Consider the following 22,165-nt stretch of genomic DNA (forward strand, 5'->3'; position numbering starts at 1 on the left):
AATCATGACGACTTTTCGTTTCATTCTGATTTTTTGCCTTCTTTTCCGGGCCTTCGGGACTTGGGCACAGGACACTATTCCGGCAAACACCCGCGCTCGGATCTACTTCTCCCCGACGGAGAATTTCGTGTCGCAAATCTATCGTAACCCGGCAATAAACTACTATGCCCACACGTTCTCCATATCGGAAATACAAATCGGTTGGGAACAACAGAACGCGAACAAGGCATTCTTGCCCCAGTTAGGATCGGAAAACAGCCATTTCTCCTTCCACGCGTTTTCCTACCTGCCATTGGGAGAAAACAGCAAGACCTGGGGAAATGCCTACTTCAAAAAAGGAAAAAAGGAAAAAGTGGAATGGAACGAAACGTCCGATTATCTCACCGTGTACCCTTACGTGGTCGCGGACTCCGTCGGGGGGGACATGGACTTTGAAGAATATTACTTCGCCGGGGGATACGCCCAGGAGCATCAACGCTTCACGTGGGGAGTATACGCCAACTACCGGGCCCTCATCGAGTACCGGCAAATCGACCCCCGCCCTCGAAACATCGTCTCCGACCTGAAAGCCTCCGTCGGCATATCGGCCCGGCTGAACAGGCAATACGCCCTGGGGCTCGCCCTCCATGTCGGCAAATACAAACAAACCAACAGCTTGAAATTCTATAGCGAACTGGGTTCCGCCATCACCTACAACCTCAGCGGCCTGGGCATGGACTACGTCCGCTTTCGCCGGGGGGCCACCTCCCTCTTCTACGACGGTCACCGCTACGGGGCAAGCCTCGAAATCTTCCCCCGCGACAAACAGGGCTTCTCCGGCTCCTTCGGATATGAACGATTCTCATTCGAGAAACTCATTTCAGACCTGAACGACCTCCCCTTGAACACCTTGAACCAGGACGAGATGAAAGCCGAAATCGCTTACACCTCCTTCCGGAACAACCACCAATGGGGCATCCGGACACGGGCCACCTACCAAAACCGTCAAGGAATTGAATCCCTCATCGGGAGCGCCTCAACCAACGTGTACGAAAAAACGGGCGAGGCCGAACAGCTATCCGTGAAAAAAGCCGATCTCTCCCTTTCGGGAGTGTACGGGCAAACCAAAGGCAACCGCTTCACGTGGTACCTCTCGCCCAAAGCCGGGTTCAACTCCTTCAAGATGGAATACATTGACCCCGCCCGCCTCATGAAGATAAACTACCTGTACGGCGGGATGAACCTCTTTGCCGCTGCCGGCTACAAAAAGTCCTCCTTCCAGCTCGTTCTGGACGGGACGTATCGCAAGAACTCGACCGCCGACTTGCAACTCACGGAAATCGACCAGGAGCAAATCGCCCTGGCTGCCGTTTACAAGGCTTACGACAACCTCTCGGCGGACAACTGGACCACGAACATCGAAGTCCGCTGGAATTACTCCCTGCCCAAAAACAGGGGCATTTTCATCAAACTCAACTGGCAACACGACTCCTGCAAAAACGACTTGCACCGGGAAACCCTGCAAGCACATTGCGGCATTGTTTTTTAAACCACAAATATCTTATACATGGAAAAAGTAATCGAGTGTAAAAACATAACGCACTATTACGGGGAAAAACTCATTTACGAGAACCTGAACTTTGAAGTAGAGAAAGGCAAAGTGCTCGGGCTGCTCGGGAAAAACGGAACGGGAAAAACCACCATCATCAACATCTTGAACGGTTACCTGAAACCCCGCTCCGGAGAGTGCTACCTCCTCGGCGAGAACATGAATCACCTCACGCCCGCCACGAAAGCCAAAATCGGCTTGCTACTGGAAGGCCACGTGCAACACACCTACTTCACGATCGAGCAAATCGAGAAATATTACCGGGCCTTCTTCCCGAACTGGAAACGGGACGCCTTCTACGGTCTGATGGAAAAACTAAAAGTCGTTCCCCATCAGAAAATCAACAACATGTCATGCGGCCAGCGTTCCCAAGTCGCCCTCGGGCTGCTATTTGCCCAAGACCCGGAGCTGCTGATCCTGGACGACTTCTCCATGGGACTGGATCCCGGCTACCGCCGCCTCTTCGTGGAATACTTGCGGGACTTTGCCGCCGGCGGGGACAAAACGATATTCCTCACCTCCCACATCATCCAAGACATGGAACTGCTGATTGACGACTGCATGATCTTGGACTACGGACGCCTGTTGATACACAAGCCGACCCGGGAAATCATGGACAACTTCCACCGTTTCCGCTTCTCCCTGGACGAGGGACAACTTCCCGCCACCCATGAAAAACTATGGAACACGGAGAAAACCAACGGTCAGTGGATCACCTACTCCTTCGAGCCCCTCGCAACCGTCCGTCAACTGCTGGAAGCAAAAGGCGCGCACGTGTCCGACTTGAAGGAAGAAACCTTGACCCTTGAAGACGCTTTTATCGGCTTGACCGGGAAATATTAACCAACTCAGAAAACAACACCAAAACGATGAACAAAGCACTACTATTCAAAGAATGGATCAAAACCCGCTGGATACTCCTCCTGATGTTCGCGGTATTTATCCTCGCCATGGGCTACATCGCGCTCCGTATATCGAGTGCCGCCCGCAACGTGGGAATGCCACACTTGTGGGAAGTATTTATCCTGAAAAACGTGGTTTTGCTGGACCAGATAAAAGTCTTACCGCTACTCGCCGGAATCATCATGGGGATCACCCAGTTTATCCCGGAAATGACAAAGAAACGTTTTAAACTGACACTACACCTCCCGCTGGGAGAAAACCGGATCGTGTGCCTGATGCTGGGCTACGGGATGGTATGCCTGCTGCTCCTCTTCGCGGTCAGCTACGGCGGATTCCTGTGGGGACTATCCGGCAGCTTCCCGCGTGAAGTCGTCGGGGCATGGTTCGTCACGATCCTCCCCCACGTGTTAGGCGGATTCGCCTCCTACCTACTCGCGGCATGGATCATCCTGGAACCCGTGTGGAGCCAACGCCTCTACAACGCCGTGATCGGGCTGTTGGTCCTGTCGGTATTCATGATCCAGGGCGTGCCCGGCAGCCACGCGTGCATGTACCCGTTCCTGTTCGGGACACTCGTCCTGCTAGCCCTATACCCCAAAATCTCCATTCGTCACTTTAAAGAAGGAATGCAGTAACACCATTAAATGTCAAGCAAATGAAAATAAAGATCTTATACATCGGGTTATCCGTCTTCTTACTATCGTGGATAATCCCGTCGCTCGTTGAGCTCTCCCTGGACTCCTCCTCCCGCTACCCGTTCACCTACTACAGCTCCGTCGTCAACCAATTCTGTTACTTTGACCAGGAGGATGACAACGTGCGGGGACGGGACATGAGCGGTAGAACCTACACCGACGCGGAATTCGACCGGGTGCTGCCCATGTTCTACTACCGCCAGTTGGCCATGGAAAACGCCCTTCCGGACTCCATACAAGGGGTCCCGGTTGACCTGCACACGATCGCCCGCAACAACTTTTTCTTCTGGTACAAGCCCAAGGACAAAAACACCCCGGTCATCGCGCTCTACCCCATGTTCGAATCCTGCTCGGGGAAAGTGGACCTGGAGAACCCCAGCGACATGTTCCGCCTGAAAGAGAACATCGAATTCATCGACATGGCCACCAACCGGGTCGACGAACAGAAATCCGCCCGCTTCCAGCAAGCCTTGGAAAAGGCCGGGTTCGCCTTCCCCGCGCAATGGGTGGCCGGCATCCCCACCAGCCAGAAATCATACGATGAAGGCTACTTCGCCCTGGACAGCGAGGGCCACCTCTTCCATGTAAAGATGACGAACGGCAAACCTTTTGTCAAGGACACGAAGGTGCGCGACATCTCCTGCATGCTCCCGATGGAAATTGAAAACCGGAGCCTGTACGGATTCCTGTTCGACACGCACCACACGCTGTACTACCTCTCCACGGACGGCTACCGGCTCGTGAAAGTGCTGGACGACGTGGACCCCGACAAAGACCGGGTGTCCATCATGGCCAACATGTTCTACTGGACGGTGGCCAAAACCACCTCGGACGGGGAACACACCTACGCCCTGGAGAGCCGAAGCATGCAACGGGTCGACAGCCTGTTCCGCCCGGCACCGGAATCCGCGTGGGACAAAACGCTGCCCTACCTATTCCCGTTCACGGTAACCTTCCAAGACAGCACGAACAGTTACATCTATCCCCGGGTTTCGGGGTACTACTTCCCGTCACTCCCGTTGAACATCGTACTCGCGGTCGTTACCCTTATCGTGTACCGCAAAGACAGATCCCGCGGGAAATACCTTGCCGGAATCATCACCCTATGCACGGGAATTGCCGGATTCATCACCGTATGCCTCTTTGCCAGAATAAGAAAATAACATTAAATCAATAACACCATGAAAAGAAACACGTTCATTTTTATCCTCGTTTGCATCGCGACACTCTCCATCGTCGGGTGTAAAAACGCCAACAAGAAAACACAACAAGAGAGTACCCCCGAAATATCCGCGGCCGACAAAGCCCTGGATGTCAACGCTCTTATGCAGGTTGCCGAACAGCAGGTCAACGACACCATCGTGCTGAAAGGCATCGTGAAACACACCTGTTCCCACTCCGGACGCCGCTGCTTCATGGCCGACACCACGGGTAAACTCACGATTCGCGTCGAGGCCGGAGGTAACATCCAAGCCTTCAACAAAGAGCTGGTCAACTCCGAAATCGTCGTGACCGGGGTGTTACAGGAACAACGCCTGTCACAGGAATACATCGATAACTGGGAAAAAGAAGTGGCCGAGGAAGAAGCGAAAGGCGACAAAGACGCCGACCATTGCAACTCGGAAAAGAACAGCATCCAACAAATGCGGGAGTGGATGAAAAACCATAACAAGGACTTCTACTCCATCTACTACGTGAACGGCATCGATTACGAGATCGTGAAATAGGCCGCTTGGTAATCCCCGAGGGGAGAAAGCCGCCCGGTAATCAACGAGTGGAAAACACCCGGTAACCAAACCCTCCCCCTGTGCAAGGGGGAGTTGGAGGGGGTAGTCGCTCCTTCCACCAAAACACCTCTTCTATGTCCTTATAAATAATGGAGAAGATGAGCGCGACAGACTACCTCCCCTAACCCCTCCTTGCACAGGAGGGGAAACCGCTTGGTAATTAAGGGAGGGAGAAAGCCGCCCCGGTAATCCCTCGCCCCTTTAAGATTCCTTAACTATAGCTTTACATTTTTTCCGGAAAATTACCGGATCGTGAATAATAAGTCACCGACCTGCTCCGGTAACTTTCCGGTGACTTTCCGGTAACTTACCGGTAACTAACAGAAGAAACCGTTAACAAACCACGAAGATCACCCACCTCTTACACGCCTCAGCCCCCTTCCCACGCGGGATAAGGGGGAAAACGCGAAAGAACATCGTTAAAATAAGCTAATTTTAAGTAAGAATAGATTCTTTTTATACCGTCAACGACTTTATAAACAACGTGATCCCGTCAAATATCATCTGCAAACCGATCGTGGCAACAATCAACCCGATAATCCGGATCAACGGGTTCATGAAATTGTATTTAATCAAGAAATTCCCGATTCGCCGGGCCTGCAACATACAAAACAGATTCACCGACAGGGCGATCAGGATGGCGATGATCGTGATCTCGCGCCCGTACTGGACGGGAAACGTAACGGCAGCCGTGATCGTGGCCGGTCCCGCGATCATCGGGATGGCGATAGGCACCGTGGTCAGATCGGCCAGTTTGATATGCTCGTCCACTTTCAAGAAAAAACCTTTCAGCAGGCCGGACAACCCGTTATACATCAACACGGCCCCGCAGGTGATTTGAAAAGAGTACAGCTCGACATGGAACACGTAACTGAACGTGACCTCGCCCAGGAAAAGAAAAAAGACCAGGATCAACGCGGCGGTAATGGACGATTTGATCGATATATACCGCAACTCCTTAGGAGTGAACCTCTCCTGCAACGAAGTAACAATTAAAACCTTCTGTACCGGGTTGACCAGGGCCAAGAGGGCCACGATACAAGCTAATATCATTTTTACCGTCATAATCCGAATATTTCTGATTCCACGCGAAGGTACGTAATAAAACGGATTTATGGATAAGAAAAAGCGTTAACAAGACCGGAGATATATCCAAAAAATATATTACTTTTGAACCTGTAAATAATTTTATAATGAAAACGTTGTTTTTTGTGTACATACCTATCTTCATCTTTTCTTTATCGTTCATAGCCAATGGACTAAAGACAGAGAAAAACGCGGATGAGATAACACCACCTACACGAACGGAACAACTTTCCGAATCGGACGAGTTCACCAACTGCTACGCACCCCTCTCGCCAGGCCTCCATTTAGGTGCCGACGAAGGAGTGGTCACTCCCACCGGACGGCGTTTCGGGCTCAACAAAGCCCAGAAGACAAACGTGTATTCGCATCACAACATACATGGTGGAAAAAACATTCCGGTCAAGTTGTCTTTCGCACGGGAAAGGCGACATTTTATTCAATACCTGACCACCCGACACAGCCAAGGTTTTTATATCTATTCACTGCAAGTGTTGCTGTTATGACGAGTGCCGTAAACGAACATGACAATCACCTCCTTTTCCGGTGGAACGGGCATTTTCATGTATCCTATTATCCAGTCAACACGTAAAAAAAAAACAATTAAATCTTAACATATAAATGGAATCACGTAAACACTACACGGGTCTCACGGGTAAACAAGTGCTGGAAAGTCGTGAAAAACACGGGGCCAACGTGTTAACTCCCCCCAAGAGGGACTCTTTGTGGCAAATTTTTATCGGGAACTTCGAGGATCCCGTTATTCGCATATTAATGGTGGCGGTATTTCTTTCCGGGGGCATCGCCATCTCCATGTATTTCTCGGAAGGGGTCATCGAGATCGCGGAAACCATCGGTATTGCCGTGGCCATATTGCTCGCGACGGGAGTGGCCACGTGGTTCGTGTGGGACGCGAACAAGAAGTTCGACGTGCTGAATCAGGTGAACGACGACACGCTGGTCAAAGTGATTCGCGACGGTGACGTGCACGAGGTACCGAAAAAGGAGATCGTCGTGGACGATATCGTGCTGTTGGAGCAAGGGGAAGAGATTCCCGCCGACGGGGTACTCCTGGAGGCGATCTCCCTGCAGGTGAACGAATCCAGTTTGACCGGAGAGCCGATGGCCAATAAAACCGTGGTCGAGTCCGAGTTTAACCTGGAAGCCACCTATCCATCGAATCACGTGATGCGGGGAACCACCGTTTCCGACGGTCACGGGATCATGCGGGTGCTTGCCGTGGGTGACGCCACGGAGTTCGGGAGAGTGGCAGAGAAGTCCTCGGAGAAAAGCGAGGAACCGACCCCACTTGACAAGCAACTGGATTCACTGGCAAAGTTCATCGGGGTGGTGGGATTCTGTGGCGCGGCAGCCACGTTTACCATCCTGTTCATCAAAGCCATTTTCTTCAACCCGGCATCCCCTACCCCGGGATGGGGACAACTCGGGCTGATCGGGGCGTTGATTATCGCGGCCGTCATCATGCTGGCCAAAGTGTGGGTGCCGGTCATATACGACGTGCATGCCCTGCGGGGGAAAGCAAAAGAGCTTCCACGAAGCATAGAACAGGGCAGTTGGGCACGCTGGTTCCTGTACGGGCTGGGTGCGTTGGTCGTCATGCTCGCCGTTGGTTTGGCCTTCGGGGTGAAGCCGTGGGACCCGCAAGCATGGATTTCGCTAAGCCTCGGGAAGAAGATCCTATCGGCATTCATGGCCTCCGTTACCTTGATCGTGGTAACGGTGCCGGAAGGGCTCCCGATGAGCGTCACCTTGAGCCTGGCTCTCAGCATGCGCAAAATGTTGAAATCGAACAACCTGGTGCGCAAGATGCACGCTTGCGAGACGATGGGTGCCACGACCGTCATTTGCACGGATAAAACGGGGACCCTGACCCAAAACCGGATGACCGTGTACAAGACCAATTTCTACGGTCTGAAGGATCAACAACTATCGGACAACGAGAATTCCCGACTGATAAAGGAAGGGATTGCCGTGAACACGACCGCATTTCTCGACTTTTCCGAGCCGGGCCGGGTGAAGACGTTGGGCAACCCGACCGAGGCCGCCTTGCTGCTCTGGCTGAACGGGCAACAGGTAAATTACCGGGAACTCCGGGAGAATGCCGCGGTGATCGACCAGTTGACTTTTTCCACGGAACGGAAATACATGGCCACGCTGGTTGATTCGCCCGTCATGGGGAAAAAGATTCTATACGTGAAGGGGGCTCCCGAGATCGTCTTCGCCCAATGTAAACATGCCTTGATCGACGGGGAGCTGCAACCGATTGCCCGTTATAAAACGACGGTGGAGGCCCAATTGCTGGAATACCAGAATCAGGCCATGCGGACGCTGGGTTTTGCTTACCAGGTCATCGAGGATCATGAATCGCGCTTCAAAGAGGGACGTCTGTACAACGCGGAATTGACGTTCCTGGGGATCGCGGCGATTTCGGACCCGATTCGTCCGGACGTGCCGGAGGCGGTGAAACGTTGTTTCGATGCCGGAATACAAGTGAAGATGGTGACCGGGGACACGCCGGGTACGGCAAAAGAGATCGGGCGACAAATCGGGCTGTGGACGGAAAAAGATACCGAGCGGAACGTGATCACGGGGGTCGAGTTTGCCCGGTTAACCGACCAAGAGGCCCTGGAGCGGGTGCTGGATTTAAAGATCATGTCCCGCGCCCGCCCGATGGACAAACAACGCCTCGTGCAGTTGCTACAACAGAAACAGGCCATCGTGGCTGTCACGGGGGACGGGACGAACGATGCCCCGGCGTTGAATCACGCGCACGTGGGGCTATCCATGGGTAGCGGTACTTCCGTGGCCAAGGAGGCGAGCGACATCACGTTGCTGGACGACTCGTTCAGCAGCATCACCTCTGCCGTGATGTGGGGACGTTCGGTGTACCAGAACATCCAACGGTTCATCCTGTTCCAGCTTACCATTAACGTGGCCGCCTTGATCATCGTGCTACTGGGCTCCTTGTTCGGTTCGGAGCTTCCGATCACGGTGACGCAGATGTTGTGGGTGAACCTCATCATGGACACGTTTGCCGCCGGGGCTTTGGCCTCGCTCCCACCCAGTCCGGAGGTGATGAAACGCAAGCCGAGGGATTCGAATGCCTTTATCATCGTACCGCAAATGCGACGACTGATACTGGCCACGGGGATCGCGTTCGTGGTTATCCTGCTCGGCCTGCTGTACGTGCTCTCCCATTATGCCGGAGGCATCGATGCCGGTACGCCGGAGGGGTTGCGCAACCTGACGATCTTTTTCACCGTGTTCGTGATGTTGCAGTTCTGGAACATGTTTAACGCGAAGACGTTCGGGACAAACGATTCGGCCTTTAAAAATATATTCAAAAGCGAGGGATTCCTCACCGTGGGGATGGCGATTATCGTGGGACAGGTGCTGGTAGTCAATTTCGGGGGTTCCGTTTTCAGAACCGTCCCGCTGACCTGGGGCGAATGGATGGGGATCACGCTTGCCACCTCGGTCGTACTTTGGGTGGGAGAAATCTTTAGAGCATTCAAACGGATGAAAAAATAGAGTAACATATCATTGGGGATCATGAAAAGGAATAGCACAAATTACTGGATTTATCTCGGCATGATGACCGTCTTCTGTGCTTTGATTTATTTCGCACTTTGCACGGGACAGCATTTCGACCATTCGGATGTCGGCAGTACGGCAAACCTGGAAATGGGATCGTTTGAACTATTCAAACGAGTTATTTCCGACAACCTGACCAATTCACTGACGATTCTGTTGTTACAGATCATCGTGATTTTGATCACCGTCCGTATATTCTCGTTCCTTTTCAAATACATCGGCCAACCCGGCGTGATGGGTGAAATCGTGGCCGGAATCGTCTTGGGGCCCTCGTTGCTGGGGTATTTCTTCCCGGAATTCTCGGCCGCGCTGTTTCCCCCGGAATCACTGATGAACTTGAATTTGTTGAGCCAGATCGGGTTGGTCCTGTTCATGTTCGTGATCGGGCTGGAATTGGATTTCAGTGTCATCAAGAACAAACTGCACGAAACGTTGGTCATCAGTCATGCCGGGATCGTGGTTCCTTTCTTCCTGGGGGTGGTGGCTGCCATTTGGGTGTACACGGACTACGGGGCCCAGCAAACGGAATTTTTACCTTTTGCCATGTTCATCGGGATAAGCATGAGTATCACGGCCTTCCCCGTGTTGGCCCGCATCGTGCAGGAACGCAACATGACCAAAAGCCCCGTCGGGATGTTGTCCATCGCTTCGGCAGCCAATGACGACGTCACGGCATGGTGCCTGCTGGCCATCGTGATTGCCTTGGCCAAGGCGGGCAGTTTTGTCAGCGCCCTCTACACCATTGCCTTAACCATCGTCTACATCGCGTTCATGTTTATGGTCATGCGCCCGTTTCTTCGTAAAATCGGAGAAACGTATGCCAACTCGGAAGTGATCAACAAAGCATTCGTGGGGTTCATTTTCCTGTTTCTGGTGCTCTCGTCGGTGGCGACGGAAATTATCGGTATCCATGCCCTTTTCGGGGCATTCATGGCCGGGGTGGTTATGCCCATGAACCTCGGGTTCCGCAAGGTCATGATGGAGAAGGTGGAGGATATTTCCCTGGTATTTTTCCTGCCTCTGTTCTTTGCCTTCTCGGGGCTACACACGGAAATCGGATTGATAAACACCCCGGAGTTGTGGGGCGTGTGCCTGCTGTTTATCGTGGTTGCCATTGCCGGGAAGTTCGGCGGATGCACGCTGGCAGCACGGGCCGTGGGCGAAAACTGGAAAGACAGCCTGATCGTCGGCACGCTGATGAACACGCGGGGGCTGATGCAACTCGTGGCGCTGAACATCGGGTTCGAGATGGGCATTCTTTCCGCCCAGATGTTCGTGGTGCTGCTGATCATGTCTTTATTGACCACGTTTATGGCCACCCCCATGTTGTCGCTCGTGGAAAAAATATTTGCCAAGCAAGAGGAGAAAGCCCATCAACACGAGAAGGTGTTGCTCTCCTTTGGTCGCCCGGAAACCGGTAGGATGCTACTGGGGATGGCCGACCTTTTACTGGGACATCGCCTGCAAAAGAGCCAGCTTATAGCCACGCACTTCACGCTGGGAACAGAATTGAACCCGACCAAGGCGGAGGAGTTCGCGGAGGAGAGTTTTATTCCCCTGCGGGAAGAGGCCCGGCAGTTGAATTTACGGGTGGACGAACGTTATCAGGTAACCGACAAACTGATCCAGGAAATGGTTCGCGTGGCCAAGAGAGAGCACGTGGACTACCTATTCGTCGGAGCCGGACAGCAATTCATGCAGGACAGCAGTACCACCCCCGGGAAAGGGGGCAAAAGGTTTGCCGCGATCGCCCGCTGGGTGAAACAATTAAAAGATCGCCCGTTGCATTTGCCGGGGACGTTGCTGCGGCAAAAGCTGGAATCGATCATGGATCACGTGGACTGTTCCGTGGGAATCTTCGTGAACCGGGGATTTACGCGGGCTTCCAATATTCTGCTGCTTGTGGATAACGAAGATGACTTGTTCCTCTTCAATTACGCCAGAACCCGGTTGGGGGAACAGAGTATGACGATCCGGATTTGCTTCATCGACGAGCAAGCAGACAAAGAGCTGCAAGCCAAGATAATGACTGATTTTGTTCAACAGGATCCCAACAAGTTCGTGCTGGACAGGCCGTTGACCGCGAACTCGTTTATTGAGAATAAAGAGACTTTACTGGTGATGAGTTACGTCACTTGCGAGAAATTGTCAAAAGATCAGGAACTTTTTGCAAAACTGCCTTCGCTCCTGATCATACGACCGAGACAAATGAACAGGGAGGAAGTTTAGCATGGAGAAAACTACCGGCTTTCAACAACCAAAATCTAAAATCAAAAAACTAACACATGGAATTTCTAATCATCATAGGACTTATCATTTTTAACGGGATACTCGCCATGTCCGAAATAGCGATGGTTTCCGCCCGCAAATCCCGGCTTGAAACAGAAGCGAAAAGCGGGAACAAATCCGCACGAAGAGCCTTAAAACTAGCGAACGAACCGGATCGCTTCCTTTCGACGATACAGATCGGGATCACGTTAATCGGTATCCTTACCGGTCTTTATTCCGGACAAGCCCTCGCGAACGATTTGGCCGTGTGGGTGGAGAAAATCGAGGTGCTACGCCCTCACGCGCTACTCGTATCCAAAACGCTTATCGTGATCGTCGTGACCTACCTCACGTTGATTTTCGGGGAACTCGTCCCCAAACGAATCGGCATGGTGGCTGCCGAGAGAATGGCAAAACTTATTGCCGCTCCCATGGACGTGCTTTCCCGCGTGGCCTCCCCTTTCGTGTGGTTGCTCTCCGCCAGCACGGCGTGCATGATGAAACTGTTGGGGCTGAACAAGTCCGGGGAGAACAAGATCACGGAAGAAGAGATCAAAGCAATCATCCAGGAAAGTACCGCCGAAGGGGAGATTCAAGAGGTGGAGCAGGACATCGTGGAACGGGTATTTAACCTCGGGGATCGGGATCTCGGCTCCATCATGACTCACCGGAGTGATTTGATCTGGTTGAACGTACGAGATAGCAACGAGGCCCTGCGGGAGACGGTAAACACGCATCTCCACACGATTTACCCGGTGGCCGACACGAAGCTGGATAATATGGTCGGGGTGGTTTTCCTGAAAGACCTTTTCGGAAGAATGGATGCACCGGATTTTAACTTGAAAGCCATTGTCCGCCCACCGCAGTATTTTCCGCAGAATCAAAGCGTGTATAACGCCATGGAACAGTTGAAGCAGGGGCATATAAAATACGGGTTGGTCACGGATGAATTCGGAAGTATCGAGGGGATCGTCACGTTGCAGGATATTCTGAAAGCCTTGATCGGAGACTTACCGGAGCTTGGCGAAGAACCGGACATCGTGCAACGGGAAGATGGCACGTATCTCGTGGACGGCCAGTGTTCTTTCTATGATTTCCTGGCCTATTTCGACATGGAATGTCTCTACACGCACCACTACTATAACACGCTAAGCGGGTTGATCCTAAAGATTTTGGAACATATTCCCCAAACCGGAGAGAAATTGACCTGGTACAATTTCCAGTTTGAAATCGTGGACATGGACGGCGCTCGAATCGACAAAGTACTTGTCAGGGTAAACAGAGAGGGGGAGTGAGAGGTTTATGCTTGAATAACTACCTCCCCTAGCCCCTCCTTACACAGGAGGGGAAACCGCTTGGTAATCAACTAGGAGTAAACCACCCGGTAACCAACAAGGAGAAAGCGGCTTGGTAATCAACCCTCCCCCTGTGTAAGGGGGAGCCGGAGGGGGTAGTTGCTCAAGGATAAACCCTGCCAGCCCCTCCCATCATTTCAATGCTGATGCCCACACTGGTGCTCCCCATCCTCCTGGTGATGGTGGCAACCGATGCCGGAGTCCAAGATAAACCCTTTCAAATAACCTTCCGCTATTTTCCGCACATCCCCTTTACAACCCCGGAAGACCTTGATCCCTTGGTCGCTTAATACCTTCAAAGCCCCGTCGCCCATGCTACCAGCAAGCATCACGGTAACCCCTTTTTCTTTCAACACGGAAGCGATGTTCGATTTACAACCGCATCCCTGTGGAGAAGGAAGTGTTTCCGTGTCCGTGATATTCTTATCGTCATCTACCGTGAACAGCGTGTAATACGCGCAATGTCCAAAATGGTCATCAACAACATTTTCTCTTGTTGGTACTGCAATTTTCATGATATTATTTTTTTAGTGGTTTCGCAAAGGTACATGATTTTGAGTGAAAAACAGATAAAAATTCATAACTTTGCACCCCATAAATTTACATATGCAAGGTACGTTATCACTATTCGGATGGATATTCCTATGGCTCATCGCTTGTTGTTCCTGTTCGCAGAAACACCTGACGAGAGTCCCCACGACTTTTTCCACCCCGGTCTTACAGGCTTCAGACTTACTGAAAATCCCTGATTTATATTCCTGTACACGACCCCAAATCGCTGATTTCTTTGTACAAACCTACCCGATAACCGAGACTTTCAATGCCCGAGAAAAACGATACGTGCAAGTGGAAGATCCCTTATTATTTTCACGCGGAAGAAACCACATCCTGGATCTGGATCAAATTCTGGACGATGAATTTTCATTCCCGCTGCCCGGAGCACGCGTGCTCTCTACCTATGGCAAACGACGCGGCAGAATGCACGCAGGTATAGACCTGAAAACATTTGCCAAAGACACCGTAAGGGCCGTATTCCCGGGAATTATACGGGTGGCCTGCAGAGCACAGGGATACGGAAACGTGATTGTCGTGCGCCACTACAATGGACTGGAAACCGTGTACAGCCATAACTTCAAGCATCTGGTAAAATCGGGAGACCGGGTAAACGCGGGTGACCCCATAGCCCTTGTCGGACGTACCGGACGGGCCACTACCGAACACGTGCATTTTGAAACCCGCATCAACGGCAAACATTTTAATCCCGCCATCCTCATCGATTTCGAGAAACAAGCCATCCGCTTAAAATGTATTGTCTTCACGAAAAACCGGAAAGGAATCATCCGAATCACCCCGATCCTCTAATCCTCAAAAAATGCTTCGTGTACCCGGGAAAACATATTTCCCAGGCAATCCGTTATTCATTTTTAAGTCCGATATAATAACTTTTTGAGCCCATTTCGTATATAAAGAAATAAATTAAACTTTAAACATATCAGAGAAATGACTACAACAAGTGCAACAACCTCTACCGGACCCAAGGGATTCAGATGGTTATACCTTATCCTGGGTATCGTGTTATTCGTCTTCGGTGTCGGTATCATCCGGCACCCGGTGGCCTCCTACTTCGGGCTGGCCATGTATTTCAGTATCATCATCATTGTTATCGGAATCAGTGAAATCATGAACGCCTTCGCGGGCGGGAACTCCCGGCATTGGGGATGGGGATTGTTCATCGGGCTGCTCGACCTGGTGATCGGTTTCGTACTGCTGATCCACCCGATCATCGCGGAAGATATACTCCCCTACATCGTCGGCTTTATCCTCATGTTCAAAAGCATTGACTACATCGCCGAATCATTACAGATGTCATCGCTAAGAATCAGAGGTTGGGGATGGATATTCATCGCGGGAATCATCACCTTGTTCTTTTCCTTCATGATCGTTTTCTATCCCCTGTTCGGCGTGTTTAACATCATCATCTGGACCGGACTTAGCTTCATTTTCGCCGGCATATCCTCATTTGTATATGCTTTCGTGGGGAGAGGGTAAACGGCTACCCCCTCTAACTCCCCCTTACATAGGGGGAGGATGCGCTACATTGAAATATTGTGATGTTTGGTAATCAACTCTCCCCCTGTGTAACCTTAGCTTTGTATCATGAAAAGTAAATGGAATAAAAAAGTAATATTTATATTTGTAAAGTATGAACTAATTTGAAAGAAAGGAAACCGAGGTGTGAACCGTGAGCTGTGTTTGAAAACAGCTTCATCCCCCTATTTGGACACCTTGGCTTTCTTGAACGGGGACCTGTATAAGAAATTAACTTTCTTGTTGTTAAGGTTTTTAGGTGACGTTCAATATCCTTTCCCTCTTCAAATTGCTAAACACAAAGATATGGAAAACTTTTATTTTATCGGGGTAGACGTTAGTAAAAAGAAACTTGATTTTTGCGTGTTGCTAAACGGCACGATAGTTCTTGAAGAAGTAGTAAACAATAACATCCCGTCGATACGTCGTTTCCTGGAAACGTTCTTGGTTGATTTTAAAACCTCGATCGATAACCTGCTAGTCTGTGCCGAGCACACGGGGCAGTACACCTTCCCCCTGTCAATCGCTTGCCAGTCTCTCTCTTGTGGTTTATGGCTTGAAAATCCAGCGCAGATCAAGTATTCTTCGGGCTTCTCACGTGGGAAGAATGACAAGGTCGATGCTCACCGAATCGCTCGCTACGCCTCTCGTTTCAGTGACAACGCTCGTTATTACCAGCGTCCTCGGGAAGAGATCGAGCGCCTCAAGCAGTTAAGGAACGAGCAAGACCTTTACAAGTCGGACTTGGCCAAGTACAAGGGGCAACTCTCCGACCAACGAGAGTTCATGCTTGATCGAGTCTATCAAGAGAAGGCTCAAAGACTGGAACGGTTGATAGAAGAGCTGGAAAAATTGATCAAAGATATCGATCTACTCGTCGAGACAATTATCCGTTCCTGCCGTGTTCTCTGGCGGCAGCGGGAGTTGTTGCTATCAGTCGAGGGGGTTGGGCCGAGTGTCGCCCTTTGCTTGATCATCGAGACTGAAGCGTTCACGCGCTTCGATGATCCCCGCAAGTTCGCCTGTCATGCCGGGGTAGCACCTTTCCGTTACACCTCGGGAAGCAGTCAACATTCCAGGAACAAGGTATCCCAGCGGGCGAACAAGCAAATCAAGACGTTGTTACACATGGCTGCCTTGTCGATCACGGGAAGGAAGTCTGGTGAGTTAAAGGCGTATTACGAGAGAAAGGTTAAGGAAGGAAAGAACAAGATGACGGTCATTAACGCGATCAGGGCAAAGCTGATCGCGAGAATGTTTGCTGTCATCAAAAAAGATCAATTTTATACCCCTGTTTATTCATGAAATATTTGCATAAATCATAAGAATAGGGGGAGTCGGAGGGGGTAGTCGTTTTATATCTAACAGCAACACAACCACCAAACAAAGCCCCCCACCGAGGTCTATAAACCTTCAACTTTATAAACTCCTTCACTCACCTTGCCACACAAAATATTCCGGGAACGCCTTCCCTACCTCCACCGGATGAGGGAACACCCCGTAAACGGCCGATCCGCTTCCGGTCATGGAAACGTAAACCGCTCCCAGTTCCCGCAATGTATTCTTTATTTCTAGCATCACCTAAATTCAAAAATCACATTATCCAAAAAATAGAAGTATTTTCAACTTATTTCACCATTTAATAAAATATTATTCATACATTTGTATTGATCGGCCGTTGAATACATAATTAATCCCAAAAGGAGATTTAATTAAATCAAAAGTACAAACATAAAATAAATTTTATGTGTTTAAGATTTTAGTATTGATTTAATAAGAATGAAAATGAAAACTACATACATTCCATTATTTCTCATTCTCTCATCTTTTATTGCTTGTCAGAATGAAAAAAACTCATTAGATGAACAAATCGTTCCCAACCATCAAGAGACCATTACTTCATTATCACGTTCAACACAAAATAACGTATTAGATTCTGTTTATGTGAATACAGAAGGAGCTCTTGTTTTTGAAACGGCAACAGCCTACATGTCAATCACAGATACATTATTGCAATTTACAAATAAGGAATTAGATCAATGGGATTACATATTACAATGCAAAGAAATAAATGCACTTCTGTATCAAACTTCCTTCTCTGTTGGAACCTTACCTGTTTGGCCTTACGAAATAAAAAATGCATCAACAGCACAACTTGGAGCAGAAAAGGATGGATATCATTTATCTCATTCTTTTACGTTTCGCTACGATAATAACAATTCTCCTATAGATTGGTGTACTTGCACACGACCAATAGGGCAAGAATTAGAATTTAGAGAACTAGAAAAACTATCGCTAAAAGCGAGAATATATCCATTTGCATATGGCATAGCATTTGGATACAAAACAACAATGCCAAATTTAAAATACTAACATTGTACCACTATGAAATTTATCGTAATTTTATACGTCATCATCACAATTATCGCATGCAATAAAGACAGTGATAAAATCATCTGTTATAACGATAGAGATGTAAAAATTAGAATAGACATTCCGTATGGAGCCTATATTAATGAGAAATGTATCATTGAAGGAGAAGTCAATAAGCCCATAACGATGCAAATATTTGTTGATTCAATAAAAATCGGAGAGATATTCGGGAAAGATACATTATCTTGGATTCCCACTGAAGATAAATTTCACCCCGGAAATAATCATCTTCTTCGCGCTTTAGTTTACGTGTGTACCAAAGGAAGCAAAGAATTAACAAAGATGTTTCTAGATAGTCCCCTAACCATTCGAAAACGTGAAGATAACGAATAATCAAAATCATTCGAAATAAAGATAATGCGAATGTGCTATTAAAAACACATTCGCATTATTATATACCCTCATTCTATCTAGCGTTAATAACTTTAAATCCAACAAACAGACCCAAGATTATTTATTTTTAATGACAATATAACAACTTTTTGAAGGTATTTCACATATAAAGAAGAAATGACTACAACAAGCGCAACAACCTCTACCGGACCCAAGGGATTCAGATGGTTATACCTTATCCTGGGTATCGTGTTATTCGTCTTCGGTGTCGGCATCATCCGGCACCCGGTGGCTTCCTACTTCGGGCTGGCCATGTATTTTAGTATCGTCATCATCGTTATCGGAATCAGTGAAATCATGAACGCCTTCGCGGGCGGGAACTCCCGGCATTGGGGATGGGGATTGTTCATCGGGTTACTCGACCTGGTGATCGGTTTCGTACTGCTGATCCACCCGATCATCGCGGAAGACATACTCCCCTACATCGTCGGCTTTATCCTCATGTTCAAAAGCATTGACTACATTGCCGAATCATTACAGATGTCATCGCTAAGAATCAGAGGCTGGGGATGGATATTCATCGCGGGAATCATCACCTTGTTCTTTTCCTTCATGATCGTTTTCTATCCCCTGTTCGGCGTGTTTAACATCATCATCTGGACTGGACTTAGCTTCATTTTCGCCGGTATCTCTTCATTTGTATATGCTTTCGTGGGGAGAGGGTAAACAACTACCCCCTCCGGCTCCCCCTTACACAGGGGGAGAGTTGATTACCAAATATCACGATACTTCAATGCAGCTTGTCCTCCCCCTGTGTAAGGGGGAGTTAGAGGGGGTAGCCGTTTATTTTTAACAGCAACACAACCACCAACCAAAGCCCCCGCCGAGCTCTATAAACCTTCGACTTTATAAACTCCTTCACTCCCCTTGCCACACGAAATACTCCGGGAACGCCTTCCCTGCCTCCACGGGGTGAGAGAACAACCCGTAAACGGCCGATCCGCTTCCGGTCATGGAAACGTAAACCGCACCCAATTCCCGCAACGTATGTTTTATTTCTTGTATCTCCGGCACCTTCGGTATCACGGAGTCCTCAAAATCGTTCACTACCACCCCGTTCCATTGTTCCACCGGCAACTTCCCCAGTTCCCGCAAATCAAACGAGGCCGCACGAGGCGTTATTCCCCGGTAAGCCTCGGGAGTCGCGACACCCCGGTCCGGCTTAACAAGCACCACGTGATACCCCCGTAGCGACACGTCTATCGTTTCCATCAACTCCCCTTTCCCAAAAGCAAACACGGGACGATTCAAAACAAAAAAAGGACAATCACTTCCCACCCGGGCAGCGTATCCCGTTAACCGTTCCTCGTTCAACCCCAAGGAAAAAAGCTGATTCAAACCGACCAGCATAAAAGCCGCGTCAGCGGAACCGCCACCCAGTCCGGCACCGTAAGGAATCATCTTGTGCAAATGCACATCCACCGAGGGCAAATCAAACTCGTCAGCCAAAATAGCATAGGCCTTACTCACCAAATTCTTCTCCGGCGGGCAATCAATCGGAATCCCCGTGGAGGTGAAAACACAACTTCCCCGTTCACCTTTTATCTCCGTGATCTCCAGTATATCCCGCAACTCTATCGGGTAAAACACGGTTTCCAAATTATGAAATCCATCCGGCCTTTTCCCCGTGACGAACAACCCTATATTAATCTTTGCATTCGGAAATACTACCATATATTCATCAAAATTAAACATCCGGCACCGCCGACCTACTATTTGTAATTCATTCAATTTCATGTGAAAACTCCGCCTCGATTTATAGAGGAGGCCACAGCGAAACTGACGGAGGAGTTTTACCATTTCATCGAACAACTTTGCAAATATACCTTTTTTCGGTATATTTGTGATGCGATTTTTCCCAAATAGCAATTGGATATTATTTATTTAAACTTATAGATTCAAATCCCATGTTAGAATCATTACAAGCTCTCGATCGGACGATATTCCTCACGTTGAATGGCATGCACACGCCATACCTCGATTCGTTCATGTACATCTTCACGAGTAAACTCGTGTGGATTCCTCTCTACGCCTCCATCTTGTATGTCTTGTACAAAAACATGAACATCCGGATGGTCATTTTCACAACTGTAATGTTCGCCCTGCTTATAGCATTGGCCGACCAGGCGTGCAGTTCCATCCTGCGCCCCATATTTGAACGTCCCCGCCCGTCACGGGACCCGGGAATTGCCGATCTGGTTCACATCGTCAACGGGAAACGAGGCGGGATGTACGGTTTCCCCTCCTGTCACGCGGCCAACACGTTCGCGCTGGCTTGTTTCATCATGTTGCTGTTCAAAAACAAGGCGCTCACCACGTTCTTCATGTTGTGGGCCATCGTGACGTGTTACACCCGGATATACGTGGGAGTTCACTACCCCGGAGACTTGCTTTTCGGAACGATTGTCGGTTTTGCCGCGGGAGCTGTCACTTATGGAATATACCGTTTCTGTCTTCGCATAGACGGCATTGCCAACGGGCTGAAATATCACCAAGACCGTAAACTCGTGAAAAATCCCACCCACATGCGTCAAACCTCAGTCATCATCTTCACGGGATTACTGACGATTGCCACCTTCGCCGTGTTCAGCATCTGGTGGAGACCCATGTGATTTCAGATTTTAAAAACTGAAAAAATAGGCGAAATGCAAGACGTACAACTTGCCTTCCGCCTAAATCAAGAAAAAATGAAAAAAATTACCCTTCCCGATTTACCGGGAGAAAGTAGAAAGTATCTATTATTTCCCCGAACGACTGAACTCATCCAACAACGACCGGAAAGTCTCTTTCACGGAAACGATCTTCGTGGCCCGGAAAGCATTTGCCCCTGCAAAAGCGTAACCGTTATCCATGTTCCCCTTGAAAGCGTTATATAAAGCCGCGATGATACAATAAGGACTCTTGCTGATATCACACGTCTTGATACACTTGCATATACACGTTTTAGGCTGTTTCTGCCCTTCCTTCACCTTCTGGATAAACTTGCTGAATATCGCGCGCCCCGGCATCCCTACCGGGCTCTTGATTATCTGTATATCCTCCTGCTTCGCCTCGATATAAGTCTGTTTGAAAACATCGGAAGCGTCACACTCCTCCGTGGTCACGAAACGAGTTCCCATCTGTACTCCGGAAGCACCCATATCCATGAAACGTTTTATATCCTCCCCCGTGTAGATACCCCCGGCCACGATCACCGGGATCTCTTTCCCGTAACGCGCTCCCATGTCTTGAACCTCATCGATCACTTCCGGCAAAATATGTTCCAACGAAAAATGCTCGTCATTGATTTGTTCATCTTTAAACCCGAGGTGGCCTCCCGCCTTCGGTCCTTCCACGACAAACGCGTCCGGCAGGTAATTATACAAGCTATGCCACTTCTCGGCAATAACCCTTGCAGCACGCGCTGAAGAAACGATCGGGACCAACTTCGTCACGCTATCCTTTTGCAAGAAACTCGGCAAATTCAACGGTAATCCCGCGCCCGAGAATATAATATCCGCTTTTTCAGCTATCGCCGTCTTCACCATATCCGTGAAATTCGACATGGCAACCATGACATTCACACCGATCACCCCCTTCGTCTTCTCGCGGGCCTTACGAAGTTCTTCCTTCAAACCCATGATACTCGCCTGAATATAGTCTTTGGATAAATTCCGGTATAACAAACCCAATCCAGCACTGGAAATCACGCCAACTCCTCCCTCATTTGCCACTGCAGACGCTAACCCTGAAAGTGATATTCCAACACCCATACCACCTTGTACAATCGGAACTGAGATCGAAAGATTCCCAATGTTTAATTTTTTCATCATCATATATAAAAGTATTTAAGACAGTCAAAGATATGCTTTATTATTTAACATCCCCTATTTTGCAGCAAGAATAAACGCGCTAACAACATTATTTACGTTATTCAACACGATTATTAACACTGGCATGTTTCTTGCATAAAACTTT

General features: G+C 49.3%; 21 protein-coding genes. 16 read left to right on the top strand and 5 right to left on the bottom strand.

Translation table 11 applies throughout. The features are described from left to right. Positions 1-4 precede the first annotated feature (4 nt). The 5 genes from D8S85_RS04875 (at position 5) to D8S85_RS04895 (ending at position 4,913) form a co-directional block, all read left to right on the top strand. Complete coding sequence (locus D8S85_RS04875; RefSeq protein WP_127074870.1) at positions 5-1,528, top strand: DUF6850 family outer membrane beta-barrel protein; 1,524 nt, start codon at positions 5-7, stop codon at positions 1,526-1,528. Between the two features lie 18 nt (positions 1,529-1,546). After that, positions 1,547-2,431, top strand: coding sequence for an ABC transporter ATP-binding protein (locus tag D8S85_RS04880; RefSeq protein WP_106624972.1), 885 nt, complete (start codon positions 1,547-1,549; stop codon positions 2,429-2,431). 155 nt (positions 2,432-2,586) lie between these two features. Continuing rightward, positions 2,587-3,126, top strand: coding sequence for a hypothetical protein (locus D8S85_RS04885; protein ID WP_127074871.1), 540 nt, complete (start codon positions 2,587-2,589; stop codon positions 3,124-3,126). A gap of 20 nt (positions 3,127-3,146) precedes the next feature. Next, complete coding sequence (locus D8S85_RS04890; protein WP_106624974.1) at positions 3,147-4,349, top strand: DUF4857 domain-containing protein; 1,203 nt, start codon at positions 3,147-3,149, stop codon at positions 4,347-4,349. An 18-nt stretch (positions 4,350-4,367) separates the two neighbouring features. Beyond that, entirely contained in the window at positions 4,368-4,913 is a 546-nt protein-coding gene (locus D8S85_RS04895) for a hypothetical protein (RefSeq protein WP_106624975.1), read from the top strand. 516 nt (positions 4,914-5,429) lie between these two features. Here D8S85_RS04895 and D8S85_RS04900 read toward each other — a convergent pair. Next, positions 5,430-6,038, bottom strand: coding sequence for a MarC family protein (locus tag D8S85_RS04900; protein WP_106624976.1), 609 nt, complete (start codon positions 6,036-6,038; stop codon positions 5,430-5,432). Positions 6,039-6,166: 128 nt separating this feature from the next. On the opposite strand from D8S85_RS04900, the gene D8S85_RS04905 reads away from it, so the two are divergent. The 4 genes from D8S85_RS04905 (at position 6,167) to D8S85_RS04920 (ending at position 13,234) form a co-directional block, all read left to right on the top strand. Then, positions 6,167-6,562 carry a hypothetical protein gene (locus D8S85_RS04905; protein ID WP_106624977.1) on the top strand — a complete coding sequence of 132 codons (396 nt, stop codon included), beginning with the start codon at positions 6,167-6,169 and terminating at the stop codon, positions 6,560-6,562. A 115-nt stretch (positions 6,563-6,677) separates the two neighbouring features. Further along, on the top strand, positions 6,678-9,608 hold the full coding sequence (locus D8S85_RS04910; protein ID WP_106624978.1) for a calcium-translocating P-type ATPase, PMCA-type: 2,931 nt from the start codon (positions 6,678-6,680) through the stop codon (positions 9,606-9,608). Between the two features lie 21 nt (positions 9,609-9,629). After that, positions 9,630-11,900, top strand: coding sequence for a cation:proton antiporter (locus D8S85_RS04915; RefSeq protein ID WP_172726474.1), 2,271 nt, complete (start codon positions 9,630-9,632; stop codon positions 11,898-11,900). Between the two features lie 56 nt (positions 11,901-11,956). Then, on the top strand, positions 11,957-13,234 hold the full coding sequence (locus D8S85_RS04920) for a hemolysin family protein (RefSeq protein ID WP_106624979.1): 1,278 nt from the start codon (positions 11,957-11,959) through the stop codon (positions 13,232-13,234). Between the two features lie 197 nt (positions 13,235-13,431). On the opposite strand, the gene D8S85_RS04925 is transcribed toward D8S85_RS04920, so the two are convergent. Then, a complete protein-coding gene (locus D8S85_RS04925; protein ID WP_106624980.1) occupies positions 13,432-13,809 on the bottom strand; it encodes a NifB/NifX family molybdenum-iron cluster-binding protein in 378 nt (125 codons plus the stop codon). 91 nt (positions 13,810-13,900) lie between these two features. On the opposite strand from D8S85_RS04925, the gene D8S85_RS04930 reads away from it, so the two are divergent. The 3 genes from D8S85_RS04930 to D8S85_RS04940 all read left to right on the top strand — a co-directional run bounded on the left by D8S85_RS04930 (position 13,901) and on the right by D8S85_RS04940 (position 16,687). Beyond that, positions 13,901-14,656: a M23 family metallopeptidase gene (locus tag D8S85_RS04930; protein ID WP_127074872.1), complete on the top strand. Its 756-nt coding sequence runs from the start codon at positions 13,901-13,903 to the stop codon at positions 14,654-14,656. A gap of 138 nt (positions 14,657-14,794) precedes the next feature. Further along, on the top strand, positions 14,795-15,343 hold the full coding sequence (locus D8S85_RS04935) for an HdeD family acid-resistance protein (RefSeq protein WP_106624982.1): 549 nt from the start codon (positions 14,795-14,797) through the stop codon (positions 15,341-15,343). A 345-nt stretch (positions 15,344-15,688) separates the two neighbouring features. Next, complete coding sequence (locus D8S85_RS04940; protein WP_106625029.1) at positions 15,689-16,687, top strand: IS110 family RNA-guided transposase; 999 nt, start codon at positions 15,689-15,691, stop codon at positions 16,685-16,687. Positions 16,688-16,813: 126 nt separating this feature from the next. On the opposite strand, the gene D8S85_RS04945 is transcribed toward D8S85_RS04940, so the two are convergent. Then, entirely contained in the window at positions 16,814-16,960 is a 147-nt protein-coding gene (locus tag D8S85_RS04945; RefSeq protein WP_106479835.1) for a hypothetical protein, read from the bottom strand. Positions 16,961-17,167: 207 nt separating this feature from the next. On the opposite strand from D8S85_RS04945, the gene D8S85_RS04950 reads away from it, so the two are divergent. From D8S85_RS04950 to D8S85_RS04960, 3 genes are all read left to right on the top strand, one after another. Then, positions 17,168-17,755 carry a hypothetical protein gene (locus D8S85_RS04950; protein WP_106479836.1) on the top strand — a complete coding sequence of 196 codons (588 nt, stop codon included), beginning with the start codon at positions 17,168-17,170 and terminating at the stop codon, positions 17,753-17,755. Between the two features lie 12 nt (positions 17,756-17,767). Continuing rightward, positions 17,768-18,148 (top strand): hypothetical protein, encoded by a 381-nt coding sequence (locus tag D8S85_RS04955; protein WP_106479837.1) that lies wholly within the window; start codon positions 17,768-17,770, stop codon positions 18,146-18,148. 177 nt (positions 18,149-18,325) lie between these two features. Further along, positions 18,326-18,874 carry an HdeD family acid-resistance protein gene (locus tag D8S85_RS04960; RefSeq protein WP_106479838.1) on the top strand — a complete coding sequence of 183 codons (549 nt, stop codon included), beginning with the start codon at positions 18,326-18,328 and terminating at the stop codon, positions 18,872-18,874. A 192-nt stretch (positions 18,875-19,066) separates the two neighbouring features. Here D8S85_RS04960 and ispE read toward each other — a convergent pair whose 3' ends face one another. Continuing rightward, a complete protein-coding gene (gene ispE, locus D8S85_RS04965) occupies positions 19,067-19,882 on the bottom strand; it encodes a 4-(cytidine 5'-diphospho)-2-C-methyl-D-erythritol kinase (RefSeq protein WP_106624983.1) in 816 nt (271 codons plus the stop codon). A gap of 233 nt (positions 19,883-20,115) precedes the next feature. Between ispE and D8S85_RS04970 the strand changes: the two genes are divergently transcribed. Further along, positions 20,116-20,820, top strand: a complete 705-nt coding sequence (locus D8S85_RS04970; protein WP_106479839.1) for a phosphatase PAP2 family protein — start codon at positions 20,116-20,118, stop codon at positions 20,818-20,820. 126 nt (positions 20,821-20,946) lie between these two features. Here the strand turns inward: D8S85_RS04970 and D8S85_RS04975 are convergent, their stop codons facing one another. Next, positions 20,947-22,017: an NAD(P)H-dependent flavin oxidoreductase gene (locus D8S85_RS04975; protein WP_127075723.1), complete on the bottom strand. Its 1,071-nt coding sequence runs from the start codon at positions 22,015-22,017 to the stop codon at positions 20,947-20,949. Positions 22,018-22,165: the final 148 nt, after the last annotated feature.

Origin of the sequence: Butyricimonas faecalis (assembly GCF_003991565.1) — a bacterium.
Lineage (GTDB): Bacteria > Bacteroidota > Bacteroidia > Bacteroidales > Marinifilaceae > Butyricimonas > Butyricimonas faecalis.

Bases quoted from the DNA above. Each gene is read 5' to 3' on its own strand.
- D8S85_RS04875 (WP_127074870.1), top strand. From the start codon at position 5: ATGACGACTTTTCGTTTCATTCTGATTTTTTGCCTTCTTTTCCGGGCC.
- D8S85_RS04930 (WP_127074872.1), top strand. From the start codon at position 13,901: ATGCAAGGTACGTTATCACTATTCGGATGGATATTCCTATGGCTCATC.
- D8S85_RS04925 (WP_106624980.1), bottom strand. From the start codon at position 13,809: ATGAAAATTGCAGTACCAACAAGAGAAAATGTTGTTGATGACCATTTT.
- D8S85_RS04905 (WP_106624977.1), top strand. From the start codon at position 6,167: ATGAAAACGTTGTTTTTTGTGTACATACCTATCTTCATCTTTTCTTTA.
- D8S85_RS04880 (WP_106624972.1), top strand. From the start codon at position 1,547: ATGGAAAAAGTAATCGAGTGTAAAAACATAACGCACTATTACGGGGAA.
- D8S85_RS04915 (WP_172726474.1), top strand. From the start codon at position 9,630: ATGAAAAGGAATAGCACAAATTACTGGATTTATCTCGGCATGATGACC.
- D8S85_RS04895 (WP_106624975.1), top strand. From the start codon at position 4,368: ATGAAAAGAAACACGTTCATTTTTATCCTCGTTTGCATCGCGACACTC.
- D8S85_RS04910 (WP_106624978.1), top strand. From the start codon at position 6,678: ATGGAATCACGTAAACACTACACGGGTCTCACGGGTAAACAAGTGCTG.
- D8S85_RS04900 (WP_106624976.1), bottom strand. From the start codon at position 6,038: ATGACGGTAAAAATGATATTAGCTTGTATCGTGGCCCTCTTGGCCCTG.
- D8S85_RS04950 (WP_106479836.1), top strand. From the start codon at position 17,168: ATGAAAACTACATACATTCCATTATTTCTCATTCTCTCATCTTTTATT.
- D8S85_RS04960 (WP_106479838.1), top strand. From the start codon at position 18,326: ATGACTACAACAAGCGCAACAACCTCTACCGGACCCAAGGGATTCAGA.
- D8S85_RS04935 (WP_106624982.1), top strand. From the start codon at position 14,795: ATGACTACAACAAGTGCAACAACCTCTACCGGACCCAAGGGATTCAGA.
- D8S85_RS04955 (WP_106479837.1), top strand. From the start codon at position 17,768: ATGAAATTTATCGTAATTTTATACGTCATCATCACAATTATCGCATGC.
- D8S85_RS04885 (WP_127074871.1), top strand. From the start codon at position 2,587: ATGCCACACTTGTGGGAAGTATTTATCCTGAAAAACGTGGTTTTGCTG.
- D8S85_RS04945 (WP_106479835.1), bottom strand. From the start codon at position 16,960: ATGCTAGAAATAAAGAATACATTGCGGGAACTGGGAGCGGTTTACGTT.
- D8S85_RS04975 (WP_127075723.1), bottom strand. From the start codon at position 22,017: ATGAAAAAATTAAACATTGGGAATCTTTCGATCTCAGTTCCGATTGTA.
- D8S85_RS04920 (WP_106624979.1), top strand. From the start codon at position 11,957: ATGGAATTTCTAATCATCATAGGACTTATCATTTTTAACGGGATACTC.
- ispE (WP_106624983.1), bottom strand. From the start codon at position 19,882: ATGGTAGTATTTCCGAATGCAAAGATTAATATAGGGTTGTTCGTCACG.
- D8S85_RS04940 (WP_106625029.1), top strand. From the start codon at position 15,689: ATGGAAAACTTTTATTTTATCGGGGTAGACGTTAGTAAAAAGAAACTT.
- D8S85_RS04890 (WP_106624974.1), top strand. From the start codon at position 3,147: ATGAAAATAAAGATCTTATACATCGGGTTATCCGTCTTCTTACTATCG.
- D8S85_RS04970 (WP_106479839.1), top strand. From the start codon at position 20,116: ATGTTAGAATCATTACAAGCTCTCGATCGGACGATATTCCTCACGTTG.